The organism is Leclercia sp. UBA7405 (genome assembly GCF_037152215.1).
Classification (GTDB): Bacteria; Pseudomonadota; Gammaproteobacteria; order Enterobacterales; family Enterobacteriaceae; genus Enterobacter; species Enterobacter pneumoniae.
Map to the genome: position 1 here is coordinate 2377604 of NZ_JBBCMR010000001.1, position 19249 is coordinate 2396852.

A 19249-nucleotide genomic window follows, 5' to 3' on the forward strand; every position below is an offset into this window, starting at 1 on the left:
TTTCTCTATCGTCTTTATCAATCGCTCAACCGAAGATTTACATGCCAATAACCTTTCGCCTTGTTACCTGTCATTTCTGGCAGGTGATCTCAAGTAGAGGCGAACTTATGCCGATAAAAGGGATTTCCGGCAAGAGATCTTTATATGACTACAATTCAGGCATCAACCCCATCAATACAGACCAGCAGTAACAGTAAAAGCGGCTCAAGCGATAACAGCATTGCTGGGCAAATCAGTCGTATCACGGCCCAAATTTCTGAACTGAGCCAGAAATTTAAGGATATTGCTCTGGGAAGCGGCACTCCCGAAGAAAAAAAGGAGCAACAAGAGATACTGAAAGCGCAGATTGACGGCCTGCAGGCACAACTGCAGATGCTGCTACGTCGTCAGGCTGAAGAGGCAAAACAAAAACAAGAACAGGCGCAAGCTAAAGTGGAAGGCGTAAACAAACCTTCCGATGAGCACGAAATTGATATTTACGTTTAACGCGCCTCAGAGTTAAACAAGGGATCGCGCATACGGGCTTGTGTGAGCTGTTCAGCCTGGATGCGCACCACCTCCCAGATCGCCTGCGCCGCGCCAGAAAGCGAACGATTTTTACGCCGCACCAGCATTAACTTACGCTCGACTGCAGGCGTAAATCGTTTCACCGTGAGCTGGCTCCCCTGCGGTAAAGGCAGAGCCAGAGCCGGGAGAACGCTGATACCAATCCCGGCTTCAACCATCGGGAAGAGCGTCGCAGGATGTCCAATTTCCTGGACTATGGTGGCATTCACCTGCTGGTCCGCAAGGGCGGCATCGATCAGCGGTCGGCTTCCTGAGGCATAGTCCTGCAACACCAGTTTTGCCCCTTCCAGCGCTTGCCACGTCACGCTCGTCTGCGCTGCCAGCGGGCTATCGTTACGACAAAGCAGCAAGAATGGCTCCGAGAGCACGACTTCACACTCAAGGTCGCTTACCGGGCCAGGATCGATAACGATGCCGAAATCTACCTCTCCCTGACGAATACTTTCCAGCACCCACTGTTGGGGCCGATCATGCAGCACAAAATTGATATCGGGGTAACATTGATTACTTTGCGCGATACAGTGTGGAATCAAATGCGCCGAAATGGTCTGACTGGCGGCTACACGTACCGTGCCTGAAAGCTGCTGCCCTACCCTTCCTACATCGCGAAGCGTGCTCGAAAGCTCATCTAACAAACGCGCCAGCCGCGCGGCCAGCTGCTGCCCCGCCTCGGTGAGTATCACCTCACGCGTGGTTCTGTCCAGCAGGCGCACGCCCGTTTGCTGTTCCAGCTCTTTCACGCTATGACTTACAGCAGACTGGCTCAACCCAATTATCTCCCCGGCGCGGCTAAAGCTTTTCGCCTGTGCGACGGTGACAAAAACACGAAGTTGACGCAGGGAGTAATTCATCTGTTTTACTCATGAATAGATGCAATAAATCAATTTTATTTCTCAAACGGATAAAAGCACAATAGCAGCATCTGTTTTCAGGAGTGGTTATGAAAATTTTAAAGATTCTTGATCCATTTACGTTAACGCTGGTGGTCACCGTATTACTCGCCTCTTTCTTCCCGGCGAGGGGCGGTTTTGTCCCCTTCTTTGAAGGGCTGACCACCGCCGCTATCGCGCTGTTGTTCTTTATGCATGGCGCAAAGCTGTCGCGCGAAGCAATTATTGCGGGCGGTAGCCACTGGCGGCTACACCTCTGGGTGATGTGTAGCACTTTCGTTATCTTCCCTGTGCTGGGCGTGCTCTTTGCCTGGTGGGCCCCCGTTAACGTAGATCCGGCGCTCTATAGCGGCTTCCTTTATCTGTGCATTCTGCCTGCCACCGTCCAGTCCGCCATTGCCTTTACCTCACTTGCAGGGGGTAACGTTGCGGCTGCGGTCTGTTCGGCGTCGGCCTCAAGCCTATTGGGGATCTTCGTATCGCCATTGCTGGTAGGGCTGGTCATGAATCTGCACGGCGCAGAAGGCAGCCTCGAGCAGGTGGGTAAAATCATGCTGCAACTGCTGCTGCCATTTGTGCTGGGACATCTTTCCCGCCCCTGGACTGCCGCCTTTGTGGCAAAACACAAGAAGTGGATCTCTAAAACTGACCAGACTTCCATTCTGCTGGTGGTCTACTCCGCCTTTAGTGAAGCGGTAGTCAACGGTATCTGGCATAAAGTGGGCGTGGGTTCGTTGCTGTTTATCGTGGTGGTAAGCCTGGTGCTGCTGGCGATAATTATTGGCATCAACGTGTTTGCCGCCCGCCGCTTCGGCTTCAATAAAGCGGATGAGATCACTATTGTCTTCTGTGGGTCGAAAAAGAGCCTGGCGAACGGTATCCCGATGGCCAATATCCTCTTCCCGACAGCGGCAATAGGGATGATGGTGCTGCCGCTGATGATCTTCCATCAATTGCAGCTGATGCTCTGCGCAGTGCTGGCGCGCCGTTATAAACAGCAGACCGAGAAGTTGCAGGCGCAGGAAGAGACCCGCGCCGCGAAGGCTTAAGGGCGTTTCAGGGGCTGAACCAGCTGGGTCAGCCCCTCTGTTTTGATCAGTAACGTGATAGCCATCAGCTCACCCAGTCGCCCGGCAGGGAATTCATCTTTACGGGCAAACCACAGCAGATACTCTTCCGGCAAATCAATCAGCCTGCGGCCTTGATATTTACCGAATGGCATCTCTGTATTGGCAATCTCAACAAGCTGTTCCTTCTCCACGTTACTCTCCCAGCAGACGCATCATTTCATCTTCGTCGATAACGTCAATGCCAAGCTCCTGCGCTTTCGCCAGTTTTGAGCCTGCCGCTTCGCCGGCGATCACCAGATCGGTTTTCTTTGAGACGCTACCCGCCACTTTCGCCCCCAGTGCCACCAGACGCGCTTTCGCATCATCACGTGAAAGCTGGCTAAGGCTGCCCGTCAATACCACGGTTTTACCCGCAAACGGACTGTCGATCTCCTCGGCATTGACCACCACTGGCGCAGGCCATTGAATGCCCTCTGCCAGCAGGTTGCCAATCACCTCGCGGTTGCTCTCTTCAGCAAAGAAGTTGAAGACGTGTGTCGCAACCACAATACCGACATCCGGCACCTTTTGTAGTTCGTCAATGCTGGCTTTTTCAAGCGCCTCCAGGGTACCGAAGTAGGCCGCCAGCCCGGCTGCCGTCGCTTCACCCACTTCACGGATCCCCAGTGCATAGAGGAAGCGGGCAAAGGTAGTCTGTTTCGCGGCTTCCAGAGCGTTGACCACATTCTGCGCCGATTTAGGTCCCATACGATCAAGGCCCGTCAGCTTACCGGCGGTCAGCCTGAACAGATCGGCTGGGTTATGGACGTACTCTTTCTCGACCAGTTGATCGATAATTTTGTCACCCATGCCGTCCACATCCATGGCGCGGCGGGAGACAAAGTGCTTCAGCGCCTCTTTACGCTGCGCACCGCAGATCAATCCGCCGGTGCAGCGGGTAACGGCCTCACCTTCCACACGCTCCACATCAGAGCCGCACACCGGACAGTGGGAGGGGAAGACGATAGCGCGGGTATCGGCCGGTCGCTCGGACTCCACCACGTTAACGACCTGCGGAATAACGTCCCCTGCGCGCCGTATGACCACTTTGTCGCCAATGCGCAGACCCAGGCGCGCGATTTCATCGGCATTATGTAGCGTGGCGTTGCTCACCAGCACGCCAGCCACCTGGACGGGCTCAAGGCGCGCCACCGGCGTGATTGCGCCGGTACGTCCTACCTGGAACTCGACGTCCCGAACAACGGTCAGCTGTTCCTGTGCCGGGAATTTGAAAGCCACTGCCCAGCGCGGAGCGCGCGCCACAAAGCCAAGCTGCTCCTGTAACGCGAGCGAGTTGACCTTGATCACCACGCCATCAATATCGAAGCCGAGCGTTGGGCGGTCCTCTTCAACCTTGCGGTAGAACGCCAGCACGGCTTCGGGAGAATCGCAAAGCTGCACGCGGTTGCTCACCGGCAGGCCCCACTCTTTAAACTGGAGTAAACGTCCCAGATGGGTATCCGGCAGTTCACCGCCCTCCAGTATTCCCACCCCATAACAGAAGAAAGTAAGTGGTCGCTTCGCGGTGATACGCGGGTCCAGCTGGCGCAATGAACCAGCCGCAGCGTTACGGGGGTTGGCGAAGACTTTTCCACCCGTACGGCGAGCGTCGTCGTTAATTTTTTCAAACCCGGCCTGCGGCAGGAACACTTCTCCGCGCACTTCCAGCCGCGCAGGGATGTTGTCACCGTGCAGCTTCAGCGGAATGGCGCGAATGGTGCGGACGTTTGTGGTGATATCTTCACCGGTAGTGCCATCGCCGCGGGTGGCGGCACGTACCAGCACACCGTTCTCATACAGCAAGCTCACCGCCAGGCCATCGAGCTTAAGCTCACAGCACCAGGTCAGTACATCCACGCTTTTTAAGCGGTCTTGCACGCGTTTATTAAAGGCGAGGAAGCTCTCTTCATCAAAAACGTTATCCAGGGACAGCATCGGCACTTCATGACGTACCTGAGTAAACGCCGTCAGCGGCGTGGCACCCACGCGCTGGGTCGGCGAGTCCGGCGTAATCAGCTCTGGATGCTGCGCTTCGAGATCGCGCAGTTGGCGCAGCAGGCGATCGTACTCCGCGTCCGGGATTTCCGGGGCATCCATCACGTGATACAGGTATTCATGATGGCGAAGCGTGGTTCGCAGTTCAGTGAGTTGTTGTTCGATAGAGTCCATGTCGCACCATCAATGAGAAAAACCCCCGACAGGCGGGGGTTGATAAGGGATGAAACGAACGCCAGGCTTAGGCGTTTGCTTCCTTAACTTCGCGGATACGGTCCTGATACTCACGCAGCTTCTGCGGCGTCATCATGCGACGCTGATCGTCAAGTACCACCCCACCCACTTCATCGGCGATATGCTGAGCGGACTGCAGCATCAGCTTAAAGTTTTGCACTTCATCACCGTAAGAGGGCACCTGCATAAAGATTGTGACGCCGGGCGTAGTGAAATCACCGGTCATTTCAGGGTCAAAGGTCCCCGGATTCACCATATTGGCCAGGCTAAAGAGGGCTGGGCCGCTGCCGTCCGGACTCAGATGACGATGGAAGATATTCATATCGCCAAACTTGAAACCGGCCTGCTGAATACTGTTCAGTAATACATCACCGTTTAACCATGTCCCATGATGCGCAGCGACGTTCATGACGATGACCGTCTCTTTACGCTGCGGTTTTTCTACCACGGGCTCTTCAACCACAACCGGCTCTGGCTCAACCACTGGCGTAGGCTGCTGTACCTGAACAGGCTGCGGCTCTGGCTGCAGTGGCTGTTGCACAGGCTGCGGCTGATGGACAGGCTGCTGTTGCACAGGCTGAGGCTGATGCACAGGCTGCGGTTGATGCACAGGCTGCTGTGCTGCGGGTTGCGGAGCCTCCGGCTGAGTCTGTACAGGCTGCTGCGTCTGATGAACAGGCGCTTCTACCGGTGCCGGCTTAGCGGGGCGCGGCTGAGCAGAGGCATACGGCGGCTGGTACTGGTGCTGCGAAGGACGGGGGGCTTCGTGCTCCCCAAAGCCTGCGCCGGGCGCACTGTGAGTACGATGAACGCGAACTTCACCCACGCCTTCGTCTTCAGATTCCATGTCGTCATCATCGTTTTCATCGTCACGTTGAGACTTCATGCGCTTTAGTGGGCGATCGCGAAACATAGAGGAACGCTCTTTACGGCTGGTCCAGAAACCGTGCACCAGTAAAGCGAGTATGGCGATCGCGCCAACAATGATTAATATCAGACGCAAATCCTGCATCATTATATTCTCTGTTGTTCTAACACCTTGCCACCACGGCAAACATTTACTCACTAAGAGTATTTGCCGATTACGTCAAGTGCAAGTGGATGCAGAGCATTCACCCCATAAAGATGAATTAAATCGTGCTTTTTGCTGTTTTTTCGAACATTTCCGAACTGGTCAACAGCGTGCAACTGGCTAATATAGGCAGGCAATTTCACTGGTTGCGATAAAAGGAGCTCAACCTGGTTATGGTTTCATCAAATTCTACCTCCCCTCGCAGTGGCGTCTGGTACTTTTCACAGGGCTGGAAGCTGGTCTCCCTGCCAGGCATCCGCCGTTTTGTGATCCTGCCACTGGTGATCAATATCTTACTGATGGGGGGCGCATTCTGGTGGCTGTTTCATCAGCTCGATAGCTGGATCCCATCATTGATGAGTCATGTACCCGACTGGCTGCAATGGCTGAGCTATCTGTTATGGCCTATTGCAGTCATTTCCGTGTTACTGGTCTTTGGCTACTTTTTCTCAACCCTGGCGAACTGGATTGCGGCGCCGTTTAACGGTCTGCTGGCCGAACAGCTCGAAGCGCGCCTCACCGGCGCAACGCCGCCCGATACCGGCATCCTGGGCATCATGAAAGATCTGCCGCGCATCATGAAACGCGAGTGGCAAAAGCTCGCCTGGTACCTCCCCCGTGCCGTGGTGCTGCTGATTCTCTATTTTATCCCCGGTATCGGACAAACCGTGGCCCCGGTGCTCTGGTTCTTGTTTAGCGCCTGGATGCTGGCGATTCAATACTGCGACTACCCCTTCGACAACCATAAAGTGCCTTTTAAAGAGATGCGCACGGCCCTTCGTTCGCAAAAGGTTGCCAACATGCAGTTTGGTGCATTGACGAGCCTCTTTACGATGATCCCGCTGCTTAACCTCTTTATTATGCCCGTCGCCGTCTGTGGCGCGACCGCCATGTGGGTGGACTGCTACCGTCCGAAACATGCTTTGTGGAAATAAGGTCAAAAAGGAGTGGCTTATATCACTCCTTATTCCATACTGATCCCCATTATTTCCTTGTAGCATATAGATATGCGAATTCCTTACTTCCCCATACTTATTCAGCAGGTATGCTGGGTCGGTATCCCAATTTCATACAGTTAAGGACAGGCCATGAGTAAGATTTTTGAAGATAACTCGCTGACTATCGGTCATACGCCCCTGGTTCGACTGAACCGTATCGGTAATGGACGCATCCTGGCGAAGGTCGAATCACGTAACCCGAGCTTCAGCGTGAAATGCCGTATCGGTGCCAACATGATTTGGGATGCGGAAAAACGTGGCGTGTTGAAAGCGGGCGTTGAACTGGTTGAACCAACCAGCGGGAACACCGGTATTGCTCTGGCCTACGTCGCCGCGGCGCGTGGTTATAAACTGACGTTAACCATGCCTGAAACCATGAGTATCGAACGCCGCAAGCTGCTGAAAGCGCTGGGGGCGAATCTGGTGCTGACCGAAGGTGCCAAAGGGATGAAAGGTGCCATCCAGAAAGCAGAAGAAATTGTTGCCAGCGATCCGGCTAAATATCTGCTGCTTCAGCAGTTCAGCAACCCGGCAAACCCGGAAATTCACGAGAAAACCACCGGTCCGGAAATCTGGGAAGATACTGACGGCCAGGTCGATGTGTTTATCTCCGGTGTGGGTACCGGCGGTACGCTGACGGGCGTAAGCCGTTATATTAAAGGCACGAAGGGCAAAAAAGATCTGATTACCGTCGCCGTCGAGCCAACAGATTCCCCGGTCATTGCCCAGGCACTGGCAGGTGAAGAGTTAAAACCAGGCCCGCACAAAATTCAGGGCATTGGAGCGGGCTTTATCCCGGGTAACCTGGATTTGAAGCTTATCGATAAAGTGGTGGCCATCAGTAACGACGAAGCGATTTCTACCGCACGCCGCCTGATGGAAGAAGAGGGTATTCTGGCGGGTATCTCCTCTGGTGCCGCCGTGGCCGCTGCGTTAAAATTGCTTGAAGATGAAACCTTTACCAACAAGAATATCGTGGTTATTCTGCCGTCTTCGGGTGAGCGTTATTTAAGTACGGCCCTGTTTGCCGATCTCTTTACTGAGAAAGAACTGCAACAGTAATGCCAGAATGTAAATAACGCGTAAAAAAGCACCCTTATGGGTGCTTTTTTGTGGCCCACGTCAAACTTTTGCCTCTATCGGCATTGCTTCACCCTGTTAGCTCTGGTATTTAAGCTGGCAATTATTTTGATGCGCGAAATTAATCAACGCACGAAATCACGCTGCTGAATCGATTTTATGATTTGGTTCAAGTCTTGCTTCCACGGCATAATGTTTAATGTGACGAAGCGTCAGTTGCAAGACATGCAGGCACCAGGTTACGTCATGCGCTAACGTATACCGCGTACCCTTAAGTCGGTGCTAACAATACAGGCTAAAGTGGAGCCGCCAGGCTAGACTTTAGTTCCACAACACTAAACCTATAAGTTGGGGAAATACAATGTTCCAGCAAGAAGTTACCATTACCGCTCCGAACGGTCTGCACACCCGCCCTGCTGCTCAGTTTGTTAAAGAAGCAAAAGGCTTCACTTCTGAGATCACTGTGACTTCCAACGGCAAAAGCGCCAGCGCAAAAAGCCTGTTTAAACTGCAAACTCTGGGCCTGACTCAGGGTACCGTCGTCACCATCTCCGCTGAAGGCGAAGACGAGCAGAAAGCAGTTGAGCATCTGGTAAAACTGATGGCTGAGCTCGAGTAAGTATCCGGGTTCTTTTCAATATCAGTCACAAGTAAGGTAGGGTTATGATTTCAGGCATTTTAGCATCCCCGGGTATCGCTTTCGGCAACGCACTGCTGCTGAAGGAAGACGAGATCGTCATCGACCGGAAAAAAGTTTCTGCCGACAAGGTTGATCAGGAAGTTGAACGTTTTCTGAGCGGTCGTGCAAAAGCATCTGCGCAGCTGGAAGCGATCAAAACAAAAGCTGGTGAAACTTTTGGCGAAGAAAAAGAAGCCATCTTCGAAGGGCATATCATGCTGCTCGAAGATGAGGAGCTGGAGCAGGAAATCATAGCCCTGATTAAAGATAAGGGCATGACGGCCGACGCGGCTGCGCATGAAGTTATCGAAGGCCAGGCAACCGCCCTGGAAGAACTGGATGATGAGTACCTGAAAGAGCGTGCGGCTGACGTACGTGACATCGGTAAGCGCCTGCTGCGCAACATCCTGGGTCTGGCAATCATCGACCTGAGCTCCATTCAGGACGAAGTTATTCTGGTTGCTGCTGACCTCACCCCGTCTGAAACCGCACAGCTGAACCTGAACAAGGTGCTGGGTTTCATCACCGATGCGGGCGGACGTACCTCCCACACCTCAATTATGGCGCGTTCTCTGGAGCTGCCAGCCATTGTGGGCACCGGTAGCGTCACCACTCAGGTGAAAAACAACGACTATCTGATTCTGGATGCCGTAAACAACAAAGTTTACGTCAACCCAACTAACGAAGAGATCGAGCAACTGCGTGCCGTTCAGGAGCAGGTTGCTACCGAAAAAGCCGAACTCGCGAAGCTGAAAGATCTGCCGGCTATCACGCTGGATGGTCACCAGGTTGAAGTTTGCGCTAACATCGGTACCGTCCGTGACGTCGATGGCGCTGAGCGCAACGGTGCGGAAGGTGTGGGTCTGTATCGTACTGAATTCCTGTTCATGGACCGTGACGCGCTGCCTACTGAAGAAGAGCAGTTCGCCGCATACAAAGCCGTTGCTGAAGCCTGTGGCTCTCAGGCGGTCATTGTCCGTACCATGGACATCGGTGGCGACAAAGAGCTGCCGTACATGAACTTCCCGAAAGAAGAGAACCCGTTCCTGGGCTGGCGTGCAGTGCGTATTGCCATGGATCGCAAAGAGATCCTGCGTGACCAGGTTCGCGCCATTCTGCGTGCCTCCGCTTTCGGTAAGCTGCGCATCATGTTCCCGATGATCATCTCCGTTGAAGAAGTGCGTGCGCTGAAGAAAGAGATCGAAATCTTTAAACAGGAACTGCGTGACGAAGGTAAGGCATTTGACGAGTCAATCGAAGTGGGCGTGATGGTGGAAACACCGGCAGCGGCGACAATTGCGCGTCATTTAGCCAAAGAAGTCGACTTCTTTAGTATTGGTACCAATGATTTAACGCAGTACACCCTGGCAGTTGACCGTGGTAATGATATGATTTCACATCTCTACCAGCCAATGTCGCCGTCCGTACTGACGCTTATCAAGCAAGTTATTGATGCTTCTCATGCTGAAGGTAAATGGACAGGCATGTGTGGTGAGCTTGCAGGCGACGAACGTGCTACACTTCTGTTGCTGGGTATGGGTCTGGACGAATTCTCTATGAGCGCCATTTCCATCCCGCGCATTAAGAAGATTATCCGTAACACGAACTTCGAAGATGCGAAGGTATTAGCAGAGCAAGCTCTTGCTCAACCGACAACGGACGAGTTAATGACGCTGGTTAACAAGTTCATTGAAGAAAAAACAATCTGCTAATCCACGAGATGCGGCCCAAATTACTGCTTAGGAGAAGATCATGGGTTTGTTCGATAAACTGAAATCTCTGGTTTCTGATGATAAAAAAGACTCCGGAACTATTGAGATTGTTGCTCCGCTCTCCGGCGAGATCGTCAACATCGAAGACGTGCCGGATGTAGTGTTCGCAGAGAAAATCGTTGGTGATGGCATTGCTATCAAACCGACCGGTAACAAAATGGTTGCACCGGTTGACGGTACTATCGGTAAGATTTTTGAAACCAACCACGCGTTTTCTATCGAATCTGATAGCGGTATTGAACTGTTCGTACACTTCGGTATCGACACCGTCGAACTGAAAGGCGAAGGCTTCAAGCGCATCGCTGAAGAAGGTCAGCGTGTGAAAGTGGGCGACCCGGTCATTGAATTCGATCTGCCATTGCTGGAAGAGAAAGCCAAGTCTACCCTGACGCCGGTTGTGATCTCCAACATGGACGAAATCAAAGAACTGATCAAACTGTCTGGCAGCGTCACCGTGGGCGAAACCCCGGTTATCCGCATCAAGAAGTAATTTGCCACACAGAAAAATGGCGCCTTCGGGCGCCATTTTTGTTTCTACGCTGGGAGAATAAGCTCGTCGTAGCCCTTTTGCAGGGTATAGTCCATCACTTCAGTCACTCGATTACCGGCCAGCGCTATCGCCTCTGCTACCGGCTTGCCTCGTACGATACCGCTTACCAACTCTGAGCAGAACAGATCGCCCGTCCCTTTCAGATCGGCCTGCACGCGCGGATGCGCGCTCACGCTAACGCCCCCGGCCGTCACCAGCACCACGTGAATGTGGTCGGGATCCGCCGCAACGGGTGCGCTGGTGATGGCGACCCACTTCAGCGTCTCGCTGAGCAGACTTTTCGCCGCCGCAATTGCGCTCTCCGGCGTACGACAGGACTGGCCGCTCAGCACTTCCAGTTCGAAAACGTTGGGCGTAATCCCCTGCGCTAACGGCAGCAGATACTGGCGGTAGGCTTCAGGGATCTCTGGCTTAACGTACATCCCGCTATCCACATCGCCGATCACCGGATCGACCAGCACCAGCAGTTCGGGATGGCTGGCTCTAATCGCGCTCAGCCATTTGGCCAACAGCGCAATCTGGCTGGCGCTCCCCATATAGCCCGTGGTCACTGCCTTCAGTTCACGCAGGACGTCACGCTCTTCCAGCGCCTGCAGATAGCCGACAAACCACTCGTCAGGAATGACGCCGCCGTAGAAGGTGTCATAGTGTGGCGTATTACTGAAAAGCACCGTAGGAACGGCGGTGACGGTAAGCTGATGGCGGCGAATGTTTGGCACCGCAACGCTGTTACCCACGCTGCCATAAACGACCTGAGACTGTACCGCCACGATATCGCTCTGCTGCGCCCGGGTTTTATCCCGAAATAAAATCATCTCCATGAGGCTTAAATCCCCGCACCCTGCGAATAACTCTCTTCACCAAAGACGCCCGTAGAAAGATAACGATCGCCACGATCGCAGATAATCGCCACTACGACCGCGCCCGGATGTTGCGCGGCGACACGCAACGCACCGGCTACTGCGCCACCCGAACTGACGCCACAGAAGATACCTTCGCGCATGGCCAGCTCACGCATCGTATTTTCCGCCTCGCGCTGATGAATATCCAGTACCTGATCCACCAGCTGTGCATTATAAATGCCCGGCATATATGCCTGCGGCCAGCGACGAATGCCCGGGATACTGCTCCCCTCTTCCGGCTGTAAGCCAACTATCGTGACCGCGCTGGGCTGCTCGCGCAGAAAGCGCGACACGCCGGTAATGGTTCCGGTGGTGCCCATACTGGAGACAAAATGGGTGATCCGCCCCCCGGTCTGCTGCCAGATTTCCGGCCCAGTGGTGGTGTAATGCGCATACGGGTTATCCGGATTATTGAATTGATCCAGCAGCTTACCCTCGCCCCGACTGGCCATCTCAAGGGCCAGGTCGCGTGCCCCTTCCATCCCCTGTTCCTTCGTGACCAGAATGAGCTCGGCGCCGTAGGCCCGCATGGCAGCCCGTCGCTCCTGGCTCATGTTGTCGGGCATCAGCAGTTTCATGCGATAACCTTTCAGGGCGGCGATCATCGCCAACGCAATGCCGGTGTTGCCGCTGGTCGCTTCAATCAGCACGTCGCCGGGCTTAATCTCGCCCCGCAACTCGGCCTGCACAATCATCGACAGCGCAGCTCTGTCTTTCACCGAACCCGCAGGATTGTTGCCTTCCAGTTTGACCCAGACTTCGCTGCCATTGGCTGGCCCCATGCGCTGAAGCCTGACCAGAGGAGTGTTGCCGATGGTTTGCTCTAATGTGTTCACGATTTTTGCTCAATAAAAAGCCCGGCTAGCGCAGCGCCACCGGGCGATAAACATACTGATTAACCTATCAGGCAGATTCGGCCAGAGCAAGATCCCCACGCGTTTCGATACGCGCTTTCCCGTGATAGATACGGGCATGCTGTAGCCCGACAAATAAGCGCTCACCGCGGTGTGGCGGGGTTTCATCGCGCATGACTACCGTCAGGGGATCGGTGTACCAGCCCAGCGGTTGTACCACCAGCTGGGTATAGTGTCCTTTCGGGCTGGCCTCCAGTACCTGCACCGGCAGCGGGGAGTCGAGGCTGGTACGGCGACTGACATCCACTTCCCACGGACGCAGGAACAGATCCACCGGCCCCTGGTGCGCGGGGGTATAACCCAGCGGCCAGCGGTGTGCGCCGACGTGAAACTGCCCGCCGCGCACGGTGCCATGCAGGCGGTTGACTTCGCCCATAAACTCCAGCACGAAACGGGTCGCCGGTTCACGCCAGAGCTGCTCTGGTTCGTCTACCTGTTCAATGTTCCCCTGGCTCATCACCACCACCCGGTCGGCCACTTCCATCGCCTCTTCCTGATCGTGGGTAACGAACACGCTGGTGAACTGCAGCTCTTCATGCAGTTGACGCAGCCAGCGACGCAGCTCTTTACGCACCTGTGCGTCCAGTGCGCCAAAAGGTTCATCCAGCAGCAGGATTTGCGGTTCAACGGCCAGCGCACGCGCCAGGGCGACACGCTGCTTCTGCCCGCCGGAAAGCTGAGCGGGAAAACGATCCGCCAGATGGGCGAGCTGCACCATCTCCAGCAGTTTGGTTACTTTCGCTTTGATGGCTGCCGCATTGGGACGTTCGCGGCGCGGCAGCACGGTAAGGCCGAAGGCGATGTTATCGAACACCGTCATATGGCGGAACAGCGCATAGTGCTGGAACACAAAACCCACCTTACGGTCGCGGGCATGCAGGCGGCTCACGTCGGTACCGTGGAAGCGGATATGTCCGCTGGTCTGGTGCTCAAGCCCGGCGATGATGCGCAGCAGCGTGGTTTTACCAGAGCCGGACGGCCCCAGCAGCGCGACCATTTGTCCGGAAGGGATATCCAGCGAGATATCGTTCAGCACCTGGGTGCGACCAAAAGACTTCTTAATATTGGCAATCTCAATGCTCATGATTTCCCTCCTGATGCTGGCGTTTTTCCTGATTTTCCAAACGCCACTGCACCACACTCTTTAAAAACAGGGTCAAAATCGCCATCAGCGTCAGCAGGGCTGCGGCGGTAAAGGAGCCGACGGTGTTATAGTCCTGCTCCAGCAATTCAATCTGTAACGGCAGTGACAGGGTTTCACCGCGAATCGAGCCGGAGACCACCGACACAGCGCCAAACTCGCCAATGGCGCGGGCGTTGGTCAGTACCACGCCATAGAGCAATGCCCAGCGAATATTCGGCAAGGTGACTCGGCGGAACATTTGCCAGCCGGATGCGCCCAGCAACACCGCGGCTTCATCTTCATGGCTGCCCTGGCTTAACATCACCGGCACCAGCTCACGGACAACAAACGGACAGGTCACAAATATGGTCACCAGCACCATTCCCGGCCAGGAGAACATAATCTGCAGGTTGTGCTCATCCAGCCATTCGCCCAGCGGGCCGTTGGAGCCGTAAAAGAGCAGGTACACCAGGCCCGCCACCACCGGCGAAACGGCAAACGGGATATCCAGTAAGGTCAGCAGCAGCTGACGGCCCGGGAAGTTAAAGCGCGTGACCAGCCATGCCAGCAGGATGCCAAACACCAGATTTACCGGAACCGTGATCAACGCGATCATCACCGTCAGCCAGATGGCGTGCAGCATGTCCGGGTCGGCGAGGTTTTGCAGCGCGGGCATAATCCCCTTGCTGAAGGCCTGCACAAAGATATAGACCATTGGCACCACGAGGATAAAGACAGACACCACCGCCCCGGTACCAATCAAAAACCATTTACCCCAGTTGATGCGGGGTGCGTCGTAGCGCTTCAATTGTGTAACTTCCGCCATCAGTGACCTACCACACGTCGCCCAAAGCGACTTTGCAGAGTGTTAATTGAGAACAGCAGCAGCAGCGATGCCGCGAGGATCACCGAGGCGATGGCGCTCGCCGCCGGGTAATCGAACTCCTGTAAGCGAACAAAAATCATCAGCGAGGTGACTTCGGTCTTCCAGGCGATGTTGCCGGCAATAAAGATTACCGCGCCAAACTCTCCCAGGCTTCGGGTGAAGGAGAGCGCTACGCCCGCCAGCAGCGCAGGAGAGAGCTCCGGCAGTACGACTTTGCGAAAACTCTGCCAGCGCGTCGCGCCCAGCGTTTCCGCCGCTTCTTCATATTCCGGCCCTAACTCTTCCAGCACCGGCTGTACGGTACGTACCACAAAAGGAATGCTGGTAAACGCCATGGCCACCGCGATGCCGAGCCAGGTATACGTCACTTTGATATCAAACTTTGCCAGCCACTCGCCGTAAAAACCGTTCACCGAGAACAGCGAGGCCAGCGTCAGGCCGGCCACCGCCGTGGGCAGCGCAAAAGGTAAATCCATCAGCGCATCCAGCAGCGTACGCCCCGGAAAACGATAGCGGGTTAAGATCCACGCCATCAGCAGACCGAACACGCCGTTAAAAATGGAGGCGACAAACGCAGAGAGCAGCGTTACTTTGTAAGCCGCCACCACCTGCGGGTTAGTGATCACTTCCCAGTACTGGGCCCAGCTCATTTCGGAGAGCTGCATGGCCAGCGCGCTAAGCGGTAATAATAAAATCAGACAGACGAACAGCAGGCTGGTCCCAAGGCTTAAAGTAAAGCCCGGCAGCACGCGTCTGGAGGAGACTGCAAACATTACTTACGCCCCGCCGCCAGCAATTTGTCTAACTCGCCGCCGCTGGTGAAGTGCGTTTTCATCACCTCAGGCCAGGAGCCAAACTTCTCTTCCACACGGAACAGCTGCGTCTGCGGGAATTTGTCTTTCAGTTTGTCCATGACTTCCGGGTTGTTCACGCGGTAGTAATAATCGGTAATGATGGTTTGCGCCTGTGGACTGTAGAGCCAGTTCAGGTACGCTTTCGCCGCTTTCTCAGTACCGTTGGCCTCGACGTTTTTGTCTACCCACGCCACCGGGAACTCCGCCAGAATATTGGTCTTCGGAATTACGACCTCAAAGCCCTGAGCTTCATACTGCTTACGGATGTTGTTCACTTCCGATTCAAAGCTGATCAACACATCGCCCAGGCCACGTTCGGCAAAGGTTGTGGTCGCGCCACGTCCGCCGGTATCGAACACTTCAACGTTTTTCAGGAACTGGGTCATGAACTGCTCGGTTTTTGCTTTATCGCCACCGTCAGCGTTATCTGCCGCCCCCCAGGCCGCCAGATAGGTGTAGCGCGCGTTACCGGAGGTTTTAGGATTCGGGAAGATCAGTTTCACGTCAGAACGTACCAGATCGTTCCAGTCGTGAATATTTTTCGGGTTGCCCTTACGCACCAGGAAGCCCATGGTGGAGTAGAACGGTGAGCTGTTATTGGGCAGGCGGCTTTGCCAGTTGGCCGGGATCAGCTTGCCCTTGTCATGCAGGATCTGCACGTCTGTCACCTGGTTGTAGGTCACTACATCCGCCTTCAGACCCTGCAGGATCGCCAGCGCTTGCTTGGAAGAACCCGCATGGGATTGCTTAATGGTCAGCTTGTCTCCGTTGTTCTCTTTCGCCCACTGCTGTTCAAACGGCGGGTTAAGGGCGGCAAACAGCTCGCGGGAGACGTCATAGGAGCTGTTAAGCAGCTCAGTTGCCTGCGCCTGCGCCACCAGCAGCACGGAAGCAGCCAGCGTCAGATATCCTTTTTTCAGTAACGTAACGGCCATTGAGCACCCTTATAAATGTGATGACTATCTTATGGTCATAATATTTATAACGAGTACGAAAGGAGTAACGGTTTTATATACCGTTTGGTGATTTACAAGCAGAAAAGAGAATAAGGGTGCGGCCTGAAGCCCGCACCCCAGCCCTCTCCCGCGGGAGAGGAAGGAAGGCTTTTACAACGCCAGCAGACGCTCGACGGACGGGGCGAAATAGTAACCACCGGTCACCGGTTTGGTGAAGCGCAGCATCGCGTCGCGCTTACCGTCAGTATCACCAAACATACTCAGCAACTGCTGCTCAATGTTATAGAGACGCGCGCAGTAGGCACAGAAGTAAAGGCCATGCGTGCCGCTCGCCGTGCCATAGGGCAGGCTCTGGCGCACAATCTTCAGCCCTTTGCCGTCTTCTTTCAGATCGACGCGGGTCAGGTGAGAGGTCACCGGGCGATCGTCGCCGTCGATCTCTTCATTGGCCTGTTTGGTACGGCCAATCATCATCTCCTGGTCATGCACGCTCATGCGGTTAAGCTGCTTCAGGTTATGCTCCCAGCGCTGAACGAATACATAACTGCCGCCCGCGTCCACGCCCTCTTTAATGACCGCCACGTCGCGGCGCGTCTCTTCCCCGGCTGGGTTTTCGGTACCGTCGACAAAGCCGCTCAGATCGCGCTCTTCAACCCAGCGGAAACCATGGACCTCGTCCTGCACCTCGATGCTGTCGCCAAAGGCTTCCAGCGCCGCCTGGGCAACAGAAAAATTCACGTCATGGCGCAGGGAAAGAATATGAATCAACACGTCATACTGGGTAGCCGGTGCCAGACCTTTCCCGTAAGGGATGAAGTCTTTCAGCTCTTCTGCCCCCTCACCGCCGCTCAGCTGACGCCAGACGTTGTTCCCGAAAGCAACGACCGCGCCCAGATGTGCCTCGGGAAATGCGGCCTGGAAAGTGGCCAGTTTATCGATAAAAATTTTGCTGGCCGCACGCAGGGCATCGACATCCCCTTTAATATTGGCTTCCATCCAAATCGCCGCGCGGCAATGCTCTGGCAAAATGCCACTCTGAACCTGAGACATCGCTCCTCCTGAAAAAAAAGATGCCACGTCAGCGTGGCATTGTTGGCGGCGATTATACCCGCTTTTTCAGCAAGGCAGATTGTCCAGACGCAATTTACTGCTGCCAGATAATTTTGCTGACTTTCCAGCTCTTCAGGGTATCGTCAGAAGGCATTAACCCTTCCGGGCCGCTCCAGCTGCCGCTAAACAGATAACGGATGTGCTGGCTCTCTTTCGCTTTACACTCAACCCCAACGCCTTCCTCTACCACGGCGCTGGTACAGTTTCCGAATGCTTTCTGATACAGGTCACTGAACGGCGTGCCGATTTTGACCCCACTGTCGGTTTCAATCTCGCTATCCAGAACTTCAACGCGTTTTACCGCACTATTATCACCGCTGATGACCAGCGCCAGCTTGTCATCTTTCAGCGCTTCGTAATAACGCACGATATTGCCATTTTCGGTTTTCATTCCGCTACGCAGGCGATAATCGCTGCTTAGCGCTGAGGCGATCGCCTCCTGCTCCATCGGCGTGGCGGAGGTGATATTGCCTACCCCCTCCTCGGTAACCTCGGTGGAGGCGCCAAACCAGTTCCAGGGATAAGCCGCAGACCAGTTAACCGACGAGAGAGTGGAACAACCCGTCAACACAACGGGGAGCGCGCAGATCAATAAACGCAGCGATTTCATGAGAGGGTCCTTTCTGGTTAATTCAACGCTTGTTGGAGTGCATCATCGGCAAAAAGTGCCGTTCAATCTTTCTCAGGTATGAAACAGGCGCGCAGACGGGGATTGGTGACCAGCCATAACAGCGCCACGATGTCCGCAATCACCAGCGTAATTCCAATGCCGCTTAACGGTTCGCCCTGCAGCCAGAGCCAGGGCTGCCAGGCCAACAGGATGAGCTGCGCCGCAATCAGCAGACTACGCAGCGCGAACCACAGGCGGGGCCAGAGATGGCGTCGTCCGCTCAGCAAAAACGCCAGCACCGCAGGCACGCCCGGTAATAGCCCGAGCCAGAAGTTATCGTGATCGGGATAAAAGAGGTTTAGCAGGGTGTTGCCCTGATCGCGTGAGGCCCCTGCCAGCACAAAGAGCACCCAGGTGCGTGCCTGAAGTAGCAATACGCACCAGAACAAGAGCGGCAAGCGCATGCGTCCCTGGCTGTCGTAGTCGCCGGGGTGAAACTCAATACTCTTCATCTTCTATCAGGCGCTTGCCGAGGGTCAGCACATCGGCGTGTTCATAAGCCAGCCGTTCGTACATCCCCAGCACCACATCGTTGTCTTCGCGAACCATGATCTGAATTTTGGGACAGCCGCGGGCAATCAATTTCTTCTCGAGACGGTTGAGCAACGCATTGGCAATACCGCGTCCACGGAACTCCGGATGCACACCAAGATAGTAGGCAGAGCCGCGATGGCCATCGTAACCGCCCATCACCGAGCCAACCACTTCGCCATTCACTTCCGCCACCAGGAACAGACTGACGTCATGATTGAGCTTACGTTCAATATCCATTTCCGGATCATTCCAGGGGCGCAGAAGATCGCAACGCTCCCACAGGGTGATGACCTCTTCGAAATCTGCCTGGCGAAAAACGCGTATCTCCATGGTATTAGCCGCCTTTTTAGGTTC

Annotated in this window: 21 protein-coding genes; 7 read left to right on the forward strand and 14 right to left on the reverse strand. The window is 54.8% G+C overall.

Going from position 1 to position 19249, the window contains the following annotated elements:
- The first annotated feature begins 144 nt into the window (after nucleotides 1–144).
- On the forward strand, nucleotides 145–486 hold the full coding sequence (locus tag WFN75_RS11640) for a FlxA-like family protein (protein ID WP_040074595.1): 342 nt from the start codon (nucleotides 145–147) through the stop codon (nucleotides 484–486).
- Here the strand turns inward: WFN75_RS11640 and WFN75_RS11645 are convergent.
- On the reverse strand, nucleotides 483–1418 hold the full coding sequence (locus WFN75_RS11645; RefSeq protein ID WP_212478491.1) for a LysR family transcriptional regulator: 936 nt from the start codon (nucleotides 1416–1418) through the stop codon (nucleotides 483–485). The two genes, WFN75_RS11640 and WFN75_RS11645, sit on opposite strands and share 4 nt — an antisense overlap.
- Before the next feature lie 89 nt (nucleotides 1419–1507).
- Here WFN75_RS11645 and WFN75_RS11650 point away from each other — a divergent pair, with 89 nt between their 5' ends.
- On the forward strand, nucleotides 1508–2506 hold the full coding sequence (locus tag WFN75_RS11650) for a bile acid:sodium symporter family protein (RefSeq protein WP_046884647.1): 999 nt from the start codon (nucleotides 1508–1510) through the stop codon (nucleotides 2504–2506).
- Here the strand turns inward: WFN75_RS11650 and WFN75_RS11655 are convergent.
- From WFN75_RS11655 to zipA, 3 genes are all read right to left on the reverse strand, one after another.
- Entirely contained in the window at nucleotides 2503–2718 is a 216-nt protein-coding gene (locus tag WFN75_RS11655) for a DUF3820 family protein (RefSeq protein ID WP_263616902.1), read from the reverse strand. The two genes, WFN75_RS11650 and WFN75_RS11655, sit on opposite strands and share 4 nt — an antisense overlap.
- A gap of 1 nt (nucleotide 2719) precedes the next feature.
- Nucleotides 2720–4735, reverse strand: coding sequence for an NAD-dependent DNA ligase LigA (gene ligA, locus WFN75_RS11660; protein ID WP_046884646.1), 2016 nt, complete (start codon nucleotides 4733–4735; stop codon nucleotides 2720–2722).
- A 67-nt stretch (nucleotides 4736–4802) separates the two neighbouring features.
- A complete protein-coding gene (zipA, locus tag WFN75_RS11665; protein ID WP_207292178.1) occupies nucleotides 4803–5810 on the reverse strand; it encodes a cell division protein ZipA in 1008 nt (335 codons plus the stop codon).
- Nucleotides 5811–6040: 230 nt separating this feature from the next.
- Between zipA and cysZ the strand changes: the two genes are divergently transcribed.
- The 5 genes from cysZ to crr all read left to right on the forward strand — a co-directional run bounded on the left by cysZ (nucleotide 6041) and on the right by crr (nucleotide 10886).
- Nucleotides 6041–6802, forward strand: coding sequence for a sulfate transporter CysZ (cysZ, locus tag WFN75_RS11670; protein WP_040074589.1), 762 nt, complete (start codon nucleotides 6041–6043; stop codon nucleotides 6800–6802).
- Between the two features lie 153 nt (nucleotides 6803–6955).
- Complete coding sequence (cysK, locus tag WFN75_RS11675; RefSeq protein WP_046884645.1) at nucleotides 6956–7927, forward strand: cysteine synthase A; 972 nt, start codon at nucleotides 6956–6958, stop codon at nucleotides 7925–7927.
- Between the two features lie 379 nt (nucleotides 7928–8306).
- Nucleotides 8307–8564 (forward strand): phosphocarrier protein Hpr, encoded by a 258-nt coding sequence (gene ptsH, locus WFN75_RS11680; protein ID WP_000487600.1) that lies wholly within the window; start codon nucleotides 8307–8309, stop codon nucleotides 8562–8564.
- A 44-nt stretch (nucleotides 8565–8608) separates the two neighbouring features.
- A complete protein-coding gene (gene ptsI, locus WFN75_RS11685; protein ID WP_040074587.1) occupies nucleotides 8609–10336 on the forward strand; it encodes a phosphoenolpyruvate-protein phosphotransferase PtsI in 1728 nt (575 codons plus the stop codon).
- A 40-nt stretch (nucleotides 10337–10376) separates the two neighbouring features.
- A complete protein-coding gene (gene crr, locus WFN75_RS11690) occupies nucleotides 10377–10886 on the forward strand; it encodes a PTS glucose transporter subunit IIA (protein ID WP_003861316.1) in 510 nt (169 codons plus the stop codon).
- 44 nt (nucleotides 10887–10930) lie between these two features.
- On the opposite strand, the gene pdxK is transcribed toward crr, so the two are convergent.
- From pdxK to WFN75_RS11740, 10 genes are all read right to left on the reverse strand, one after another.
- On the reverse strand, nucleotides 10931–11767 hold the full coding sequence (pdxK, locus tag WFN75_RS11695; protein WP_263616900.1) for a pyridoxine/pyridoxal/pyridoxamine kinase: 837 nt from the start codon (nucleotides 11765–11767) through the stop codon (nucleotides 10931–10933).
- Between the two features lie 5 nt (nucleotides 11768–11772).
- Nucleotides 11773–12684: a cysteine synthase CysM gene (cysM, locus tag WFN75_RS11700; protein ID WP_040074584.1), complete on the reverse strand. Its 912-nt coding sequence runs from the start codon at nucleotides 12682–12684 to the stop codon at nucleotides 11773–11775.
- Between the two features lie 67 nt (nucleotides 12685–12751).
- Nucleotides 12752–13846 (reverse strand): sulfate/thiosulfate ABC transporter ATP-binding protein CysA, encoded by a 1095-nt coding sequence (gene cysA, locus WFN75_RS11705; RefSeq protein WP_040074583.1) that lies wholly within the window; start codon nucleotides 13844–13846, stop codon nucleotides 12752–12754.
- Nucleotides 13836–14711 carry a sulfate/thiosulfate ABC transporter permease CysW gene (cysW, locus tag WFN75_RS11710; RefSeq protein ID WP_046884643.1) on the reverse strand — a complete coding sequence of 292 codons (876 nt, stop codon included), beginning with the start codon at nucleotides 14709–14711 and terminating at the stop codon, nucleotides 13836–13838. The genes cysA and cysW overlap by 11 nt, the downstream gene beginning before the upstream one ends.
- Nucleotides 14711–15544: a sulfate/thiosulfate ABC transporter permease CysT gene (gene cysT, locus WFN75_RS11715; RefSeq protein WP_040074581.1), complete on the reverse strand. Its 834-nt coding sequence runs from the start codon at nucleotides 15542–15544 to the stop codon at nucleotides 14711–14713. Before cysT ends, cysW begins: the two co-directional genes overlap by 1 nt.
- Nucleotides 15544–16560, reverse strand: coding sequence for a thiosulfate/sulfate ABC transporter substrate-binding protein CysP (cysP, locus tag WFN75_RS11720; protein WP_212478486.1), 1017 nt, complete (start codon nucleotides 16558–16560; stop codon nucleotides 15544–15546). Before cysP ends, cysT begins: the two co-directional genes overlap by 1 nt.
- 171 nt (nucleotides 16561–16731) lie before the next feature.
- Complete coding sequence (locus WFN75_RS11725) at nucleotides 16732–17631, reverse strand: Dyp-type peroxidase (RefSeq protein ID WP_040074579.1); 900 nt, start codon at nucleotides 17629–17631, stop codon at nucleotides 16732–16734.
- 94 nt (nucleotides 17632–17725) lie between these two features.
- A complete protein-coding gene (locus tag WFN75_RS11730) occupies nucleotides 17726–18301 on the reverse strand; it encodes an RpoE-regulated lipoprotein (RefSeq protein ID WP_040074578.1) in 576 nt (191 codons plus the stop codon).
- A 62-nt stretch (nucleotides 18302–18363) separates the two neighbouring features.
- Nucleotides 18364–18813, reverse strand: a complete 450-nt coding sequence (locus WFN75_RS11735) for a DUF2919 domain-containing protein (RefSeq protein WP_040074577.1) — start codon at nucleotides 18811–18813, stop codon at nucleotides 18364–18366.
- Complete coding sequence (locus WFN75_RS11740; protein WP_040074576.1) at nucleotides 18800–19225, reverse strand: GNAT family acetyltransferase; 426 nt, start codon at nucleotides 19223–19225, stop codon at nucleotides 18800–18802. Before WFN75_RS11740 ends, WFN75_RS11735 begins: the two co-directional genes overlap by 14 nt.
- Nucleotides 19226–19249: the final 24 nt, after the last annotated feature.